Genomic DNA, 16,177 nt, shown 5'->3' with positions numbered 1-16,177 from the left:
TACCTGCGTCTCCCTGCATGGGTGGAAGAATGCCTGACGCGAATCCCTGAGTGCCGGTGATGTTATTTTGGTCTGATAGGCCATACCGGTCTGACCAGTTGGATTGCACCCCCTTTCTGGTCTATTGTCAAGGCGTCGCGTGGGGCACCCCCGGCATGGCAAGGACAGACAGGAATTGGCAGGATGCGTGGACGGCTGTTGGTGCCACAGGCGGCGGTCGAGAAGATTCGCCAGATCATCGACGAACAGGGGCTGCGTCCCGGCGACCAGCTTCCGCCCCAGCGCGAACTTGCCGAGAGGCTGAGCATCAGCCGCGCTTCGTTGCGTGAGGCGCTGTCGGCGCTGGAAACCCTTGGGCTCATCAGGATCGAGGTGGGGCGCGGCGTTTTTCTCACCGATGGCAAGCCGCCAGACCCGGTCGCCGCCTGGCGCTTTGCCGACCTCTATTCGCCCCGGGAAGTTTATGAGGCGCGGTTGGCGCTGGAACCCCAGGCGGTGCAGATGGCCGCCACCGCCTTGCCGGCCGCGGCATTTGACACGCTTGCCAGCACGCTTGTTCGGATGCGTGCCGCCTTCCAGGCACATGACTTCGTCCAGGCCGGTGTGGAGGACAGCACGTTCCACCGCCTGATCGTCGAGGGATGCGGCAACCGCATGTTCATCGACCTGTTCCGCACCGTCGACGCGGTGGTCGCGGAAATCCAGAGGCTCCCCTTCGCGCAGGAGGATCGTGTGTGGGAAACACTGGAGGAGCATGAGCGGATACTGGAGGCTTTGCGGGCACGCGACAGCGGTGGCGCTGCCCGGGCAATGTCCGACCACATCACCGGGGCCGCCGGGCGGCTCGGTATTCTATTGGGCACCGGAGCCGCCCCGATACCAGCTGCTCGCCGGTCTCCGGTGGAGTTGCCAGAGGCTTGAGCCGCCCCGAGGGCAGTCCATTCCGCCGAGACCACGTCCGCCCGCTGCCGCTGCGAGTGTCGATGCTCGCCGCGGCAGCGGGCGCCGGTCAGCCGGCCAGCCTGGCCTTGATCAGTTCAGCCGTGCGCAGGGTGAGGGCGGCGATGGTCAGGGTCGGGTTGGCGGTGGCGACGGTGGGGAAGGTGCTGCTGCCCAGGATATACAGGTTGTCGTGGTCCCAGCTGCGCAGCTCGGCGTTCACCACCGACCGGGTGGGGTCGTCGCCCATCCGGCAGGTTCCCACCACATGCCCGGCGCCGTAATACTGATAGCGCCCGCCGTTGTAGGTGAAGGTGGTCGGGCCATCGCCCGGTTCCTTGTCGGTCTTCTGCTCCGCTCCCATTGCCTCGAACAGCGCGTCCGCGGTGCGCCGCGCCGCCTCGAACCCGGCCTTGGTGTAGTCGGACAGCGAGTAGGAGATCTGTGGCCGCGGCAGTCCCAGATGATCCGTTTCGGTGGCCGACAGGGTGACACGGTTTTCAGCCTCCGGCGTCTGCTCCACCAGGAAGGCCATGCGGAACTGGCGGGTATAAAGGCCGTTCAGGCTGTCCACCAGCGCCGCTCCGGCCATCCCCTGGTCGAGCACCGACGACATCAGACTGACGGTCGGGTCGCCATAGGGGAAGTTCCAGCCCTCATTGCCGATTTCGATGCGGAAGGCGGCGCGGTCCTTGCGGAAGGCGCCGTCGCGCAGCGACTCGATGCCGGAGGTCGACAGCGGCCCGCGATAGGGATAGACCGGCTTGGAAGCCAGGCCCCAGGCCAGATAGAGCGGGTGGTCCATCAGGTTGCGGCCGACCTCGCCGCTGGAGTTGGCCACGCCATGCGGCGTCCGCCCGCCATTGGTGGACATCAGCAGCAGTTTCGGCGTCTCGATGGCATGCGCGGCCAGGACGTACATCCGCCCCACCGCAGTGCCGGAGGCCACCACGGGGCCCTTCGGGTCGTCGTACTGCACCCAGGCGATGCCGCTGACCGTGCCGTCCGTGCCGACCTGCACCTCGGTCGCCACCGTGCGGTACTGGATGGTGACGTTGCCGGTCTGCAAGGCGGCGTGCAGAGTGATGCTGGGATCGTACTTCGCCTGGATCGGGCAGATCGGGATGCAGTTGGTGTTGCCGCCGCAGGCCCGGCGGTCCTGGTAGGGACGGGAATTGCGGCCGGCCGGCGTGATGGTGACCGTCACCGGATTGCCGTCCAGCTCCAGCCCGTCGACGCCCGCCGCCACATACTGGTCGACCAGCGTGTCGGGCAGCGCCGGCATCGGGTACTCGTAGCCCGGCGGGAAGGTGATGCCCAGATAGGCCTGATCGGCGGCGTCGGCCGACACCCCGATCTCGTGCTCGGCATCGCCGTACCACGTTTCCAGGTCGGTGTAGCTGATCGGCCAGTCGGGCTTGCCGGGGTCGATGTAATGCGTCTGGAAATCGCTGGGCAGCAGGCGCAGGCAGGTGCCCAGCCAGTGCCGCGCGGTGCCGCCGTTGATGCGCTCGTAGGTGCTGCCGAAGGCCAGCGGGCCGGTCTGGATCAGATAGGCCTGCTTCGGGTCCTGCCAGTTGTCCGCCGACAGCGTCAGCACCGTCGGGCGTGGCGCGTTGAGCGTGCCGGGGTCGTTCAGCAGGAAGCGGGCAGGGTCGGCGAACAGGTCGGGCGTGTAGGGCGATTCCGGGACCTTGGCCGGCGACAGGTAGAAGCGCTGCATGTACTCGTTGATGTTCGGCGGCAGGTCGGCGCCGGCTTCGAGGATCAGGACCTTGCGTCCGGCGAGGCCGAGCTGCTTGGCCATCAGGGCGCCGCTGATGCCGGATCCGACGATGACGGCGTCGTAGACCGGAACCGAATCCGCGGGTTCTGGGGTGGTGGTGCTCATGACCGTGGTATCCCTGGGCTGGTTCAGGCGGCTGGTTCAGGTGGACGCGGTGCCGGTGAATTGCGCAAGTGCCGGCGGCTGGGTGTTCCAGTAGCCGAACGCGGAGTCGGCCGACCCCATGGCGTGCGCCTGCCCGGCCTTCCACATCAGCCCCTGGGTGTAGGCATCGGTCGAGAGGACGCGCGGCGTCGGCGGCGAGCTGGTGCTGTAGAGGTCGGCGGTCGCGTACCAGGCGCCGCTGTACCAGGCCAGGATGATCGATCGGGCCATGCGGGCGGTGGGCGTCTCCTTGGGCTGCATCACCGCGGCGATGACGGTCTCAGGGGGCGCCGATTGCGCGGCCAGTGCGGCATATTGCGCCAGCAGCGCCGACAGGGCATCGGCGTCGTCGGCCTTGGCCGCGGCGTAGACCTGATCCTTGAGATTGTAGGTGTCGAAGAACGGGGCGATGACGCTTTCCGCGAAGCCGGTCAGAATGACCGACAGCGCGACGAAGTTGTCCATATCGGAAGTGGGAATGGTGGCGCTCATGGAGGTCGCTCCGGTGTCGGGCAAGGGACGTGAGCAGGGGGCGTGATCGGGAGGCGTGATCAGGGCGCGTGGGCGGCGGGGAAGATCTTCTTCGCGGCCAGCGACAGGATGTAGGTGAAGTCCGAGGGGTGCCCCGCGCTGTCCACCGCATTGTTATGGCAGCCGATGCAGGTGGAACTGCTCTGCGGCACCGTGCCCTGGGTGTAGGTTTCCATGGTGGTGTTTGCCAGGAACAGCGGGAAGGGATAGCCGGTGGGGCTGCCCTGGTTGTCGGGCTGGGTCGGCCACTGGGTGCCGATCAGCTCGTAGTTGGCCCACACGGTGCCGGCCAGCGGTGCCTGCCATTTGGCGTTGATCGTCTTGTAGGCATCGGCGAGCGCGATGATCCGTGTGACCTGCGTCTTATAGCCGCCGGGGAAGGGCTGCACCGCCGGGTTCCATGGCCGCGGCGGCGGCTGGTTGGGCGGACAGTCCTTCGCCGTGCAGGCTGCGTTGTAGTAGTTGTAGGGCCCCTTGGCGGCTCCGGCGTCGACCTGCGCCTGCTCGGGCGCGTTGCGGATGTGTTCAAAGGTGGACCAGACCCATTGTGGGAAGCGCTGAACCTTGTTGCCGACATGCAGCCCAACCAGCCCGACGGTTTCGGCCACGCAGCTGTCCTGTTCCGGCGTTGCGCCGGCGGTATAGACCAGGGCCTTGAGCGTGTGGAACCGGGCAGGGTCGTCGTTCGGTCCCATCACCTTGTAGGCCAGCTTCAGCATCACCGCTCCGTCATAGCCCGGCGCGGTGGCGACCGGCGTGCCCGCGGTGATCGGCCCGGTCTGGAAACTGCCGGGGAAGGTCATGGTTGGCACGGTGGAGTTCGGTGGGGTTGCGGTCGGCTTGTAGGCTGCCTGTCCCTCTTTGGTGGTGAGCCGGTTCCCGACGATGAAGTCGTACATCGGCTTGTTGACCAGGATCTGGAACCGTGTGTAGCGGCCGTTCTGGTCGATCAGCGGACCGGTGTCGAACGGCTGGGTGGAGGCGGTCAGCAGGTCCGGCGTCTTGCCGACCATTGACAGCAGCGTCCCGGCCGGCAGGCCCTTGCAGGCCGCCGGCAGCGGCGGACTGGCCCCCCATGCCGGCGGATTAGCCGTCATCAATGCGAACGCGTCCATCCAGCCCTGCCAGACCGCCGGGGCGTCGCCGCCGTAACCCTTGCCCTGGCCGATCGCGGTGCCGTCCGCCGGCCAGTTCAGCGCGATGAAGCTCTGCCAGGAGAAGGTGTCGAAGCTCTCCTGGATCAGAGACGGCGTCATGGTGGCCGGCAGTGCCGGGTTCATCTTCTGCGAGGTCGGCGCGTCGCATGGCATCAGCGGACTGAGCGCTGCCGGATCGACGAAGGTGTTGGCGTTGCAGGTGACGGGTTGGGAATACGGGTCGGGTATCGCCTGTGCCAGGACAGTGCCGGCGGGCAGCAGGCCCAGGCCGATGGCGCAGAGAACATGGGTCGTGGAATGTCGCATGGATGGCCTTTCCTGGCTGCGTACCGAAGGTCTTGTCTGAAAAGACGGAATGGGATTGGTGCAAGTGCGGTGTCGCGTGGCGACTGGAGGCATCCCGGCTCTCCGCCTTTTTTCTGGATTTTCAGAAAGAATGTTCTTGATAAGAAAACCCGGTCAACGGGAAACAACACTTAGAAACTATTTAATGCATACGTGTTGTGTCACGCAGGCATTCTATGAATACAATTGAATTCATGCTGATGCCGAGTATTTTTCTGACGTGATCTCGATGTGTCATGCGACGTCGCATGAAGTACATTAATTTCCATAACATATCTTATGCATTTTTTAATACGCCTCCGCATTGCCTTCACAATGGTGACAAGCGGGTTCGCCGTGTGCATCTGCTTCAGGGCCTTGCAAAAGAAGCGCAGAGCGGTTGCCACCATCCCTGCGGAGAAAGAATCGCAGCGCCACCACTTGACCATGTCAATTGCATCGCGAAAATCGCGCAATACGCTTCAGGTAATGGTGTACTAAACCCATAACGCGTTGGTCCATTGGAACAGCATGCTAAAGGAGGAAAGCCATGGCGCATGGTTTTGCGGTTGCGAATCCGATCCCGGGCTCCTCCATCGGCCTGATCGCGCCGCCAGGGGACGGGACCGAGCTGATCGACTGGACCGGCGAACGCGTCGACGCAATTCGCGATCTGCTGAGCGAGCGCGGAGCGCTGCTGTTCCGTGGCTTTGCCTCCACGCCGGTGGACGGGCTTGAGCGCTTCCTGCGTCTGTTCTCCGGTCAGCTGCTTACCTACATGAACCAGTCGACGCCGCGAACGCAGGTGAACGGCAACGTCTATACCACCACCGAATATCCGGCCAACCACACGATCCCGCAGCATTGCGAGATGGCCTACCACCGCGACTGGCCGATGTTGCTGGCCTTCCAGTGCGTCGTGCCGCCGGAGACCGGCGGCGAGACGCCGCTGGCCGACATGGATCGCGTGACCGCCCGCATCGGCGCCGACCGCATGGCGAAGTTCCGCGATCGTGGCGTCATGTATGTGCGCAATTACGGCCATGGCGTCGATCTGCCCTGGCAAAAGGTGTTCCAGACAGACTCCCCCGCCGAGGTGGAGGAGTACTGCCGTGCCAACGGCATGGAGTTCGAGTGGAAGGAGGACGGCCTTCTGCGCACCGCGCACGCCTGCCAGGGCACGGCCCGCCATCCGCGCACGGGGCGCGAGGTGTGGTTCAATCAGGCGAACCTCTTCCACGTCTCCAGCCTGCCGCCCAATCTGCAGGAGGCGATGATCGCCATGTTCGGCGAGGATGACCTGCCGCGCAACGCCTACCACAACGATGGCAGCGCCATCGACCCCGCCGATCTCGACGCCGTGCGTGCCGCTTTCGATGCGGAGACGGTGGCTTTCCCCTGGCTGGCTGGCGACGTGCTGCTGATCGACAACATGCGCTACTCCCACGGCCGCAATCCCTTCACCGGCAGCCGCCGGGTGGTTGTCGCCATGTGCGACGCCCACAGCGCTGTCGCCCGGTGAGTCCGGCAGCGCCCTTCCCCCCTGACCGGGAGAAGGGCGCTGCCGCATCGGCGATCAGCCCGCCATCGATTCCGCAGCCAAGGCGGCGTCCAGCACGCGCAGCACCTGCGCGAGATGCGGCGGGTGGAACATCGAGTAATGGTCGCCCGTCACACGGTGCACCGTCACCCGCCCGCTGGTCAGCGCGGTGAACCCTTGCATGCAGGCCGGTTGCGGGTTGTCGATCGCCTCGATGGCGGTGATGTCGGCGGCGACCCTGCCCTGTGCGGCGTATCCCGTCAGCAGACCCGCGTTGTGTCCGGCCAGCCGCTCCAGCCGCGCCACTTCGGCGGGCGACAGGTTCTCCGTGAGAATCGACAGCACGCGATTCCAATAAGGCTGGGCGCGCAGCTCGGAGAAGCTGGTGAAGGGGGGCTCCGTGTCGGCCGGGCGGCCGGGCGCCGCGTCGATCAGCACGAGCCGCACCGTGCGCCCCGCCGCTTCCAGCCGACGCCCGGTTTCCAGCGCCACATGCGCGCCGAACGACCAGCCGACCAGCCGCAGCGGCCCTTCCCCCTTCAAGGTTCCCGCTTCGGCGGCGAAGCGATCCGCCAGCGCGTCGATGGAAAGTGCGAAGGCTTCCTCGCGATCGAAACCGGGGCACTGCACGCCCCAGCAGGTCACCTCGGACTTCAGCGCCTGAGTCAGCTCCTTGTAGAGCGTCGAGGTACCCAGCACCGCCGGCAGGAACAGCGCCGCCGGCGCGCCGGCCGGCGCCGTACGGAGCACGAGCGCCTTGCGGGCCGTAGCGCCCTGCCCTGCTCCCCGCCCCATTCCTGCCGCTGCGTTGTCGAGCAGAACTGCGAGGCGGCGGATGGTCGGGTTGTCGAACAGGTCACGGATGGTGATGGTCTTCTTCAGCCCGGTGCGGATCTTGGCGATCAACAGGATCGCCTTGATGCTGTGGCCGCCCAGCGCGAAGAAATCGTCGTCCAGCCCAATGGACTCGACGAACAGGATCTCCTTCCAGACGGCGCGCAGCGCCTCTTCGGTCGCGGTGCCGGTTTCCGCCGGTGTTGCAACGGGTGGCCGGGCGCGGCTGTGCTCGGTCAGAGCGGTCCGGTCGATCTTGCCGTTGGCCGTCATGGGGAAGCGGCCCACCATCACGAAATGGCTGGGGATCATCGGTTCCGGCAGCCGCTGGGCGAGGTCGGCACGCAGGGCCGCCGGGGTCGGCGGTCCGCTGCCGTCACGGGCGATCAGGAAAGCGGTCAACTCGGCCTGGTGGGGGCTGCTGCGGTCAATCAGTACGGCGGCATCCTTGATGCCGGCGGAGTCGCGCAGCGCCGCCTCGATGCCGCTGAGCGCCATACGGTGGCCACGTATCTTCACCTGATCGTCACGCCGGCCGAGGAAGACGATGCTGCCATCCGCCTGCCACACCGCGAAGTCGCCGGTGCGATAGACGCGCTCGCCACCCAGCCAGGGCAGAGTGGTGAAGCGCGCGGCGTCGGCCGGAGTGGGGCTGGTGTAGCCCTGCGCCAGCGATTCCCCGCCCGCCAGCAGTTCGCCCGGCACGCCCGTCGGCACCGGGTTCAGCGTGTGATCGACCAGCAGCACGCGCGCTCCGGCGATCGGCCGGCCAATGCGTTGCGGCGCGCCCGCGACGCCGATCAGGTCATCGAGTGGACCGGCGACGCAGCCGATGGTCGCCTCGGTCGGGCCGTAATGGTTGTAGATGCGCAGCTCCGGCCGCAGCAGCCGCCTGAGCGCCTGCAGATCGTCGAAGTTCTGCGGCTCACCGCCCAGCAGGACCAGCTTCAGGGCCTCGGCCGCGGCGAAGCGATGCCCGGCCGGCGAAGCCAGCAGCATGTTCAGGTAGGACGGTGTCGCCTTCAGGAAGGTAACGCCGTTGTCGACCACTACCTGCATCACCCGTTCGGGGTCGCGCCGCTCCTCCTCGTCCAGCAGGGTCAGGCAGCCACCCAGCAGAAGCGCCCCGAACACGCCGGTATAGCCGAGGTCGAAGGCGGCGGAGGTGACCAATGCCGTTGCGTCATCGGGACCGATGCCCAGGTCGCGGCGCAGCCAGCCGACATAGTTGAGCAGCGAGCGCTGCCCAACCTTCACGCCCTTGGGCTCGCCGGTCGTGCCGGAGGTGTAGATGATGTAGGCGGGCGCGTCCTCCGGCACCGGCGGCAGCGGCATGCCGCTCCCGGTTTCCGGCACGGTCTTTTCCAGCAGGCTTCCCACTGGCGACAGCGCAACCAAAGGCACGCTCCCTGCGGCCTCCGTCACCTTGTCGGGCGACGGCGTGAGGAACACCGCGGCATAGCTGTCGGCCAGCATGTGGCGCAGGCGCTTCGGCGGCGTGGCCGGATCGACGGGGACGAAGGCCGCACCCAGCATCAGGCAGGCGAGCATGGCGCGCAGCATCGGCTCGCCGGGCTCGGCCAGGATGGCCGCGGCGCTGCCGGCGGTGAGGCCGTGCTCACGGTGCAGATGGCGGGCCAGCGCTTCGGCGCGGTCCTGCAACGCGCGGTGACTGAGCGTGCCGTTGCGGCTGCGCACCGCCGGGCGGTCGCCACCGGTCGCGAGCACGGCGGCCCGCAACTCCGGCACCGTGGCGGCGATGCGGGCGGCAACGGGGCCACGGCTCCAGGAGTCGAGGATTGTGGCGCGCTCCGCGCCGGTCAGCGGCGACAGCGCGTCAAGCGGCCGGTCGGGCTCCGCCGCCACCAACGATGCCAAATGGGCGAGCCGGCCAGCCAGCGCCTCCACCGCCGAGGGATCGACGGCGCGGGCGTTGTATTCGAATTCCACGCGCAGACGGTCGCCAGGAACGGCGCGGACGTAGAAGTCGTAGTTGTTGGTAAGAAAAACGTCGATGTCGCCGATGGTCACGCCGGGCGCCAGTTCCTGCGTGTCACCGTGGAAGCGCTCGTCCAGCGGGTAGTTTTCATAGACGAAATAATGCCCGAAAAGGCCGGCACGCAGGGCGCTGCGGGCCTGGATCTCGGCCAGCGGTGCGTGCACGTTGTCCAGCCAGTCCAGCGCCTCGCCGCGCATGCGGCGCAGCAGATCGCGCAGACTTTCCCCCGCCTCGTAGCGCACGCGCAGCGGCAGCATGCCGATGCAGGGGCCAACCATGGTCTCGCTGCCGGCCAGATCGGGCGAGCGGGTCGAGGCGACGCTGCCGAACACCACGTCGCGGGTGTTGTTGTGCTTGGCCAGAACCAGCCCCCACAGGGCCTGCAGCAGCGTGTTCGGCGTCACCCCCTGCTCCTGGGCCAGCGTCCGCAGGCGGGCGGTGAGATCGGGTTCGAGGCGAAGCTCGTGCGTCCGCGGCGCGCGCGCGCCGGGCAGCGGCACCGGCCGCTGGCACGGCAGGTCGAGCGCCGTCTCATACCCCGCCAGATAGCGCGTCCAGAAGGCCAGCGGACCCTCGCCACGGCGGGTTTCCACCCACTGCACGAAGCTGCCGAACTGCAAGGCCGGCCGCTTGTCAGGCATGCGCCCGGCGGCGAAGGACTGATAGGCGTCCACCAGCTCTTCCTGCACGATGCCGATGCACCAGCCATCCATCAGGATGTGATGGAAGCTCCAGACAACCGCATGCTCGTCCACGCCCAGGCGCGCGCAGGCAACCCGCATCAGCGGCCCGTGGTCGAGCGCCAGCGGCCGGCGGCGCTGCTCCTCCACGAAGGCCGCCAGGGCGGCCGCCCGGTCCGCACTCTCCGCCCCGCTGAGGTCGAGCCGGTCGAGCGCGAAATCGCGCGCCTTCAGCACCACCTGCAACGGCCGTTCATTGCCGGCGACGCGGAACACGGTGCGCAGGATGTCATGGCGGGCGATCAGGTGGCGCCACGCCGCCTCGAAGGCGTCGATGTCGAGGGGGCCGCGGACACGAAACGCCAATTGCTGGAAATAGGCGCGCGGCTCGTCGGCGATGGCGCCCTGATCGACAATGTCATGGTAGAGAATTCCCTCCTGGAATGGGGTCAGGGGGTAGACGTCCTTGATGTTGTCGCGCGTGAGCATTGGCAGGGTTCCGCTCGAACGATGGGGGCTTGGAAGCATGGGCTGAGGCCGATGCCGATCGGCATCGACGAAATGGTCGGAGGCAACCGGCATGGCGCGCTCACGGTTTGTTGCCGAGGGTGCCGTCCAGCGTCCGGCGGACCGTGTCGAACAGGTCGGCGGTGCCCGCCACGCCTTCCAATGGCGAGAGCACCGGTGGCAGCGGCGCACTTTCGGCCGGCACCACACCTGCCGTCTTGTCCGTTCCCTTATCTGCTGCCTTATCCGGGCTGCTCGCCGGCGCCGGGGTGGACCGGGAGGGAGCGGGGTGGATGGCGGGGGGCTGCTCGTCCATCGGCAGATTGTTGCCGTGCAAGGACAGGTCGAGGGTGCCGGTGGTCGCCTCCGACGCGGAGGGTTCGGCAGGCGGACGTTTGCCGGCGGTCGGCTGGTCGTTGGTGTTGAGGATCAGTGGCAACCCGTTCTGGCCGCCGATCACCACCACCTTGGCGTTGTTCGACAGGGCGAGACGCAGCGTCGCCTCGATGCCGCGCCATTTCAGGTAGTTTTCCGAAATGCCGGCCTGCACCGTCTCCTGGAACTGGCGGATGCCTTGCGCCTCGATGGCCTTGCGCTGGCTCTCGAAACGCTCGCGCTCCAGGCGGAAGGTGTATTCCTGGACCAGTTGGTCCTGCTCCTCCTTGCGCTCGATTGCGGCACGGACGCGGTCGGGCAGCACCACGCCGCTTATCAGCACGTCGGCCAGTTCGATGTAGTTGTCGGAGTCGAAGGGACCACCGGGCACGGCGCTTCCGGCCTTGTGATCCGCGGGTGCGGCGGCGTCCGGCGTCGGCGGGCCGATGAAGACGTTTCCTGTGTCCGGGTGGGGCTGGGCGGCGGAGATCTGGTTCTTGTTGCCGGTGCTGATCACACCCTCGTAGATGTCGTTCTGGAGCTGCACACGGTGCACGCCGTAGATCTCGCGCGCCAGATACTTCGATACCTCGCGCCGGACGACGGAACCGATGCTCGGCACCAGCAGCACCTCCACATATTTCGGCCCCACCGTCTTGTGCAGGTAGCCCAGCGTGTCGGGATTGGGGTTGAAGCGGAAGGTGGCGGTCAGCTTGATGTGCAGGCCGTCGCTGGCGATGGCCTCGTACTCCTCAGTCTTCACCTGAAGGCGCATATCGTAGAAGGTGACCTTGTCCCATGGCCAGATCACCGAGATGCCTTCCTTCAGCGTGGTCTTAACGTCGGTGCCGCCGCCGAACCGGCGCCAGATCACCCCGGCATAGCCGGTGGGGACGTTGACCAGCATGTTCGGGGCCAGATAAACCGCGACGAACAGGAAGACCAGCGTGCCCAGCAGAAGGTCGCGCCGGTGTGCCGCGCCCCATGACCGCAACCACCTGACCGGTGCGGCGCGCGCAAGGCGGGCGTATGGGGTTGCGGAGGCGGCGGGGGCTGCGTGGTCGGTCATGATCCTGGGGTCTGCTGCGGCGGAAGCGGTCGGTCGGTGGCTGGTCCGCTCATCGCGACGATGGCGGCAGCGGGTGCCAACGGGAGCCGCGCTGCATATCCTTGTTCAGGACCGGAGTGGCGATGACGAGGATGAGCAGCGACAGCAGCGGCGACAGCACCATCGACAGGAGGAAGTACAGGAAAAAACCGCCGCGCTGACCGATGGCGAACAGCCCGACCAGTATGCACAGCGCGAGGTAGATGAGTTGTCCCATTATGGCGCCTCCCAAAGCAGACCGGATCCGGACGCGTCCGGCACAAACACCGCTGGGGTGCGTGCACGCGCAGCGCACGCACCCCAGGGAACGGATCATCCGTGCGGAGGCCGTACCGACGGTTGGCTATGTCAGTTCACGGCGGGCGTGGGCTTGAGATCCTTCTTCGCCGCCTTGTCCTCGGTGGCCTTCTCGACGATGGAGTGCGCGTCGTGCTTGGCCTTCGCGAGTTCCGTCTCGAAGTGCTTGCGCAACGACTCGATGTTGAAGTCCAGCAGGGTGCCGCCGGTCGCGAAATGGGTGGTGAACACCCGGCCCAGGGCCAGCGTGGTGGCGGCGGCCAGCGACGGCATCACCGCCATGCCGGCCAGCGACCCGATCACCGGGATCGACTTGGCCAGCGAGCCCAGGGCGCCGGTGCTCAGCAGGAACGGAACGCCGCCGCCCAGCAGGGCGCTGATCGCGGCGCGCATGCGCTCCTTCGGGAACGGCACCTCGAAGAGGTCGGCCAGTTCATGGAGCATCTTGTACTGAGCGGCGGTGATCGCCGCCAGATCGACGCCGGGAACCGGGATCAGGCCGAGTCCGGCGGCCCATTTGGCGTGCTTGGCGACGATGTCGTTGGCCTGGCGGTCGATGCCGACATCGGCCTGCAACTCTTGCGGTTCGGTGTGGGGCGTGGTGTCGTGTTGATCGTTGGTCATGGAACTGTTCGTCCTTCACGTCAGGAGGAGAGGCCTAGCGAAACCATTGGGAACGGCGTGCTCAGAAACGGATGCGCACACCGGCATTGAAGCGATGGTCGGTGTACCTGCTGGAGAACTCGCCACCGTACGAGGCGAACATGCCGACATCGTCCGCCGCCTTGGTCTCCAGCCGTGCGGCGACCGGGAACACCCAGCCGTCGGCGTCGTTGCCGCGGACGCCGAAGGCCGTGCCCAAGCCCGACAGGCGCACGGTGGCGTCGCGCCCGCCCAGCATGGTTTCGTGGGCCACGCCGGCCCGCAGTTCGGTGAACAGGATGCCGCCGTCCACGTCGAAAGTCCGGCGCACCGCCAGCGACGCCTCGGAGCGCAGCTGGCTGGCCGACCGGCTGTCGACGCTGAGCGACCCTGCGCCGGCACCGGACTCGGTATAGCCGTCGCTGTGCAGGTGCGACCAGGACAGCGCAAGGCGCGGCACCAGTGTGGCGGTTTCGGCGTCGAAGGCCCGGCTGACGGCCAGCCGCGCCGCCACGCGCGCGTCGTCATAGCCGCCGGTCGCCTGAAGCAGGGTGCCGCCGACGAAGGTCGGGCGCTTGGTGTCGTTGTTGCCGAAGCCGGCCAGCAGCGAGGCGTCCATCGTGTAGTCTCCGACCTGGGCGACGCCGTACAGGCCGGCATAGTAGGCATGGGACTCCAGTTCGGCGCCGCTGCCGTCCCGGCCCTTGGAGTCGAGGTCGTGATAGGCGACCATGCCGCCCACCCCCACGCTGTCGGTCACCGCCACGTCCGCACCGACCGCGATGCCGATGCCGTGCGCATTGGCACCGGCCTCGCCGTCCTTCGACGCGAGCTGGCCGACATTGTAGAACGCCTTGCTCCACAGCGCAGCACCGCGATCGCCGCTCAGTTCCACCGGCGCGCGCGGCACCACGTTGACGATGTCGCGACCGCTGCCGGATCCGCCTCCGGTGTCGGTCATGGTCGGCCCCTTCGTCTCAGGCAGACCGGCGACCGTCACCGGCCGGCTGCGCCCGGCGAAGGCGGAAGCGCGCTCCTCCAGCGTGTCGAGGTGGCGCGTCATGCCCAGCATGGCGGTGCGCGTCCCCTGGTCGATGGAGATCGGGTTGACCGTCGCCACCTGGACGCCGGCGGACGAATAGCTGGCGCCGACCGCCGTGCGGTCGGTCGAGGTCACCGAGGCGAAGGTGCCGGTCAGGTTGCCCGCCGAAAGCACCGGGTAGACCCCGTCGGTCGCCGTCCCCGCGGTCACGCGCAGCGCACCGCCGTTCAGGGCCGCGGGTCCGGCGACGAACAGCAGGTCGCTGCGTCCGCCAGACGCTGTCTCAACCTCCAGCGTGGTGTCGGCGCCGGTGTAGCTGCCGACCGTCAGCATGCCGATCCCCGGCCCCGGGGCCACGACGCCGCCACCACCGACCGAGCCGGTGATGACGCCAGTGCCTTCCAGCCGGGTGGCGCTGCCTGCCATGGGCACGTTGCCGGTGATGGTGCCGTCCACGCGCAGTTCGTTGGCCCCGCCGCCCAGGGCCACGTCACCCTGCACCGACGCGGTGCTGGCGATGGTCACCCGGTCGGCGGCGTCGCCGCCCCGGATGGCGACGGTGTTGGCGCCGTAGGCCAGGATGCTGCCCTGCACAGTCACAGCGTTGCCCGAACCGCTCATGCGGATGGCGTCGGAGGACACGCCGGTCATTTCGATGATCGAGCCCGGCTGCAAGGTCAGCGTGCTGCCGCCTGTGAGATCGATGCCCGCCATCTGGCTGCCGAAGAAGGAGATGGAGGGGCGCGCCACCTCGGCGTAGGTCATGGTGGAATCGCTGGTGAGCACATAGTTCCCGATCGTCCGGTTGGACGGCGCGACGGTGAGCGCGCCGTTGTCGACCGTGATCGGCGCCGTGCGCACGCTGTCGCCGGTGCAGGTGGCGCTGCCGCCCGCTATCAGGCTGGCGGTGCCGAAGCCGGTGCAGGAGCCCTGCGCCTCCATGGCGATGCGCAGGTTGCGCTCCAGCGCCCACAGGATCGCCACGGAATTGAAGTTGCCCTGGCTGGTGATCGCCGAACCGTAGAGGTTGGTCGCGCCATACAGCGGATACCAGGAGGCGGCATTCGCCTGTCCGCCTGAGAAGTCGACGGCGAAGGCCACGTCCAGCGTCGGGCTGTAGAAGATCGAGGTGGTGTAGCCGCCGATCTCTCCGCTGTGGCCGATCAGCTCGGTGCCGGTGCCGACCGAAGGCATATAGTAGATCGCCAGACCGTAGCGCCCCGGGATGCCGCCGATCGAACCTGGAATCGGCGCGTACAGACGCTGGAGCTGGGTGGCGGGGGAGAGCAGGCCCTGGGCGTCGGTAGCCAGCTGGCGCAGCCACACCAGTTCGTCCGGCGCGGTGGAAATTATGGCGCCTGCCGCCCATGGCACCTTCGGGTCGGCGAAGGTGACGTTGTAGCTCGTGTTGTTCGAGCCGCCATAGACGCTGGCGGTGTTCATCACATATTGCGCGTTCTCGGCATAGGAAGCCGTGAACAGGTTGTTCGTCGGAAACACCGTGTTGGTCAGGCCCAGCCGCTTGATGATGCCGTCGTTGACCAGAGTCTCGATGCTGCGGCAACCGCCTGCGGTCTGGCATGACGCCCGCTCGGCGATGAGGCCGAGGATGGCGAAGTTGGTGTTCGAGTAGCTCATCTGGCCGATCGTGCCATAGGTCTGGTTCGGCGTTTGAACCACGGCCTGCACGAGCTGCGATGGCGTGTAGTTGGCGGTGGCATAGGGGCCGTTGGGACTGGAGAAGTTGCTCCATTCCTGAAGGACGGTGGCGTTCGCCTGGTGCAGCGACTGCGCATTCAGATAATCCGGGATGCCGCTGGTCATGCTCAGCAGATTCCGGATGGAGATCTGATCGCTGTTGGGGATTTTCAGCTCCGGCGCCCACTTGGCCAGCGTGTCGTTCAGGTTGATCACCCCCTGGTCAACCAATTGCAGCACGGCGGTTCCGGTGAAGGTCTTGCTGTGGCTGCCGACGCGGAATTGATCGTTCGGGCTCAGCGGCTGCGTGCGCGCAGCGTCGCGATACCCGCCCGCCCCGAGCCACGTCTGCCCATTGCCGAAGCCGACACCGACGCTCACCCCCTGGAACGTCCCCTGCGAGGCGGTCATGTCGACCACGGACTGTAGCACGCGGGAAAGCTGCGTCGGGTCGGCGGCCTGCGCCTGATCGGCGACGCCAACGGCGAACAACGCCACCCCCGCCAGGAGGTGACGCACGAAAGCCCTATCGCGTTGGTTTGCGGCAGGGGAGGGCCGGTCGTTCAATGGCATC

The 16,177-nt window shown here is 67.2% G+C and carries 10 protein-coding genes; 2 read left to right on the top strand and 8 right to left on the bottom strand.

Features of this window, described 5'->3' with window-relative positions:
- Positions 1–183 precede the first annotated feature (183 nt).
- On the top strand, positions 184–921 hold the full coding sequence (locus E6C72_RS24190; protein WP_109084093.1) for a FadR/GntR family transcriptional regulator: 738 nt from the start codon (positions 184–186) through the stop codon (positions 919–921).
- 88 nt (positions 922–1,009) lie between these two features.
- On the opposite strand, the gene E6C72_RS24185 is transcribed toward E6C72_RS24190, so the two are convergent.
- The 3 genes from E6C72_RS24185 to E6C72_RS24175 are packed head-to-tail and all read right to left on the bottom strand — an operon-like array spanning position 1,010 to position 4,863.
- Complete coding sequence (locus E6C72_RS24185; protein ID WP_109084094.1) at positions 1,010–2,830, bottom strand: GMC family oxidoreductase; 1,821 nt, start codon at positions 2,828–2,830, stop codon at positions 1,010–1,012.
- A gap of 36 nt (positions 2,831–2,866) precedes the next feature.
- Complete coding sequence (locus E6C72_RS24180; RefSeq protein ID WP_109084095.1) at positions 2,867–3,361, bottom strand: sorbitol dehydrogenase; 495 nt, start codon at positions 3,359–3,361, stop codon at positions 2,867–2,869.
- Positions 3,362–3,420: 59 nt separating this feature from the next.
- Positions 3,421–4,863: a cytochrome C gene (locus E6C72_RS24175; protein ID WP_109084096.1), complete on the bottom strand. Its 1,443-nt coding sequence runs from the start codon at positions 4,861–4,863 to the stop codon at positions 3,421–3,423.
- A gap of 568 nt (positions 4,864–5,431) precedes the next feature.
- On the opposite strand from E6C72_RS24175, the gene E6C72_RS24170 reads away from it, so the two are divergent.
- Positions 5,432–6,403 (top strand): TauD/TfdA family dioxygenase, encoded by a 972-nt coding sequence (locus tag E6C72_RS24170; RefSeq protein WP_109084097.1) that lies wholly within the window; start codon positions 5,432–5,434, stop codon positions 6,401–6,403.
- Between the two features lie 54 nt (positions 6,404–6,457).
- On the opposite strand, the gene E6C72_RS24165 is transcribed toward E6C72_RS24170, so the two are convergent.
- The 5 genes from E6C72_RS24165 to E6C72_RS24145 form a co-directional block, all read right to left on the bottom strand.
- On the bottom strand, positions 6,458–10,423 hold the full coding sequence (locus tag E6C72_RS24165) for a non-ribosomal peptide synthetase (RefSeq protein WP_158280104.1): 3,966 nt from the start codon (positions 10,421–10,423) through the stop codon (positions 6,458–6,460).
- A gap of 100 nt (positions 10,424–10,523) precedes the next feature.
- A complete protein-coding gene (locus tag E6C72_RS24160; protein WP_136700838.1) occupies positions 10,524–11,885 on the bottom strand; it encodes a prohibitin family protein in 1,362 nt (453 codons plus the stop codon).
- Positions 11,886–11,934: 49 nt separating this feature from the next.
- Positions 11,935–12,141 (bottom strand): hypothetical protein, encoded by a 207-nt coding sequence (locus tag E6C72_RS24155; RefSeq protein ID WP_109084099.1) that lies wholly within the window; start codon positions 12,139–12,141, stop codon positions 11,935–11,937.
- Between the two features lie 131 nt (positions 12,142–12,272).
- Positions 12,273–12,845, bottom strand: coding sequence for a YcjF family protein (locus E6C72_RS24150; RefSeq protein WP_109084100.1), 573 nt, complete (start codon positions 12,843–12,845; stop codon positions 12,273–12,275).
- 61 nt (positions 12,846–12,906) lie between these two features.
- Entirely contained in the window at positions 12,907–16,122 is a 3,216-nt protein-coding gene (locus E6C72_RS24145; RefSeq protein ID WP_158280105.1) for a serine hydrolase, read from the bottom strand.
- Positions 16,123–16,177: the final 55 nt, after the last annotated feature.

The organism is Azospirillum sp. TSH100, from assembly GCF_004923295.1.
In the GTDB taxonomy this organism is placed as follows: domain Bacteria; phylum Pseudomonadota; class Alphaproteobacteria; order Azospirillales; family Azospirillaceae; genus Azospirillum.
Note: the sequence above shows the minus strand (reverse complement) of the source record. Positions and strands in the feature narration are given on the sequence as shown.

Coding starts and splice junctions, on each gene's coding strand:
- E6C72_RS24175 (WP_109084096.1), bottom strand. CDS start 4,863: ATGCGACATTCCACGACCCATGTTCTCTGCGCCATCGGCCTGGGCCTG.
- E6C72_RS24185 (WP_109084094.1), bottom strand. CDS start 2,830: ATGAGCACCACCACCCCAGAACCCGCGGATTCGGTTCCGGTCTACGAC.
- E6C72_RS24150 (WP_109084100.1), bottom strand. CDS start 12,845: ATGACCAACGATCAACACGACACCACGCCCCACACCGAACCGCAAGAG.
- E6C72_RS24160 (WP_136700838.1), bottom strand. CDS start 11,885: ATGACCGACCACGCAGCCCCCGCCGCCTCCGCAACCCCATACGCCCGC.
- E6C72_RS24170 (WP_109084097.1), top strand. CDS start 5,432: ATGGCGCATGGTTTTGCGGTTGCGAATCCGATCCCGGGCTCCTCCATC.
- E6C72_RS24165 (WP_158280104.1), bottom strand. CDS start 10,423: ATGCTCACGCGCGACAACATCAAGGACGTCTACCCCCTGACCCCATTC.
- E6C72_RS24180 (WP_109084095.1), bottom strand. CDS start 3,361: ATGAGCGCCACCATTCCCACTTCCGATATGGACAACTTCGTCGCGCTG.
- E6C72_RS24190 (WP_109084093.1), top strand. CDS start 184: ATGCGTGGACGGCTGTTGGTGCCACAGGCGGCGGTCGAGAAGATTCGC.
- E6C72_RS24155 (WP_109084099.1), bottom strand. CDS start 12,141: ATGGGACAACTCATCTACCTCGCGCTGTGCATACTGGTCGGGCTGTTC.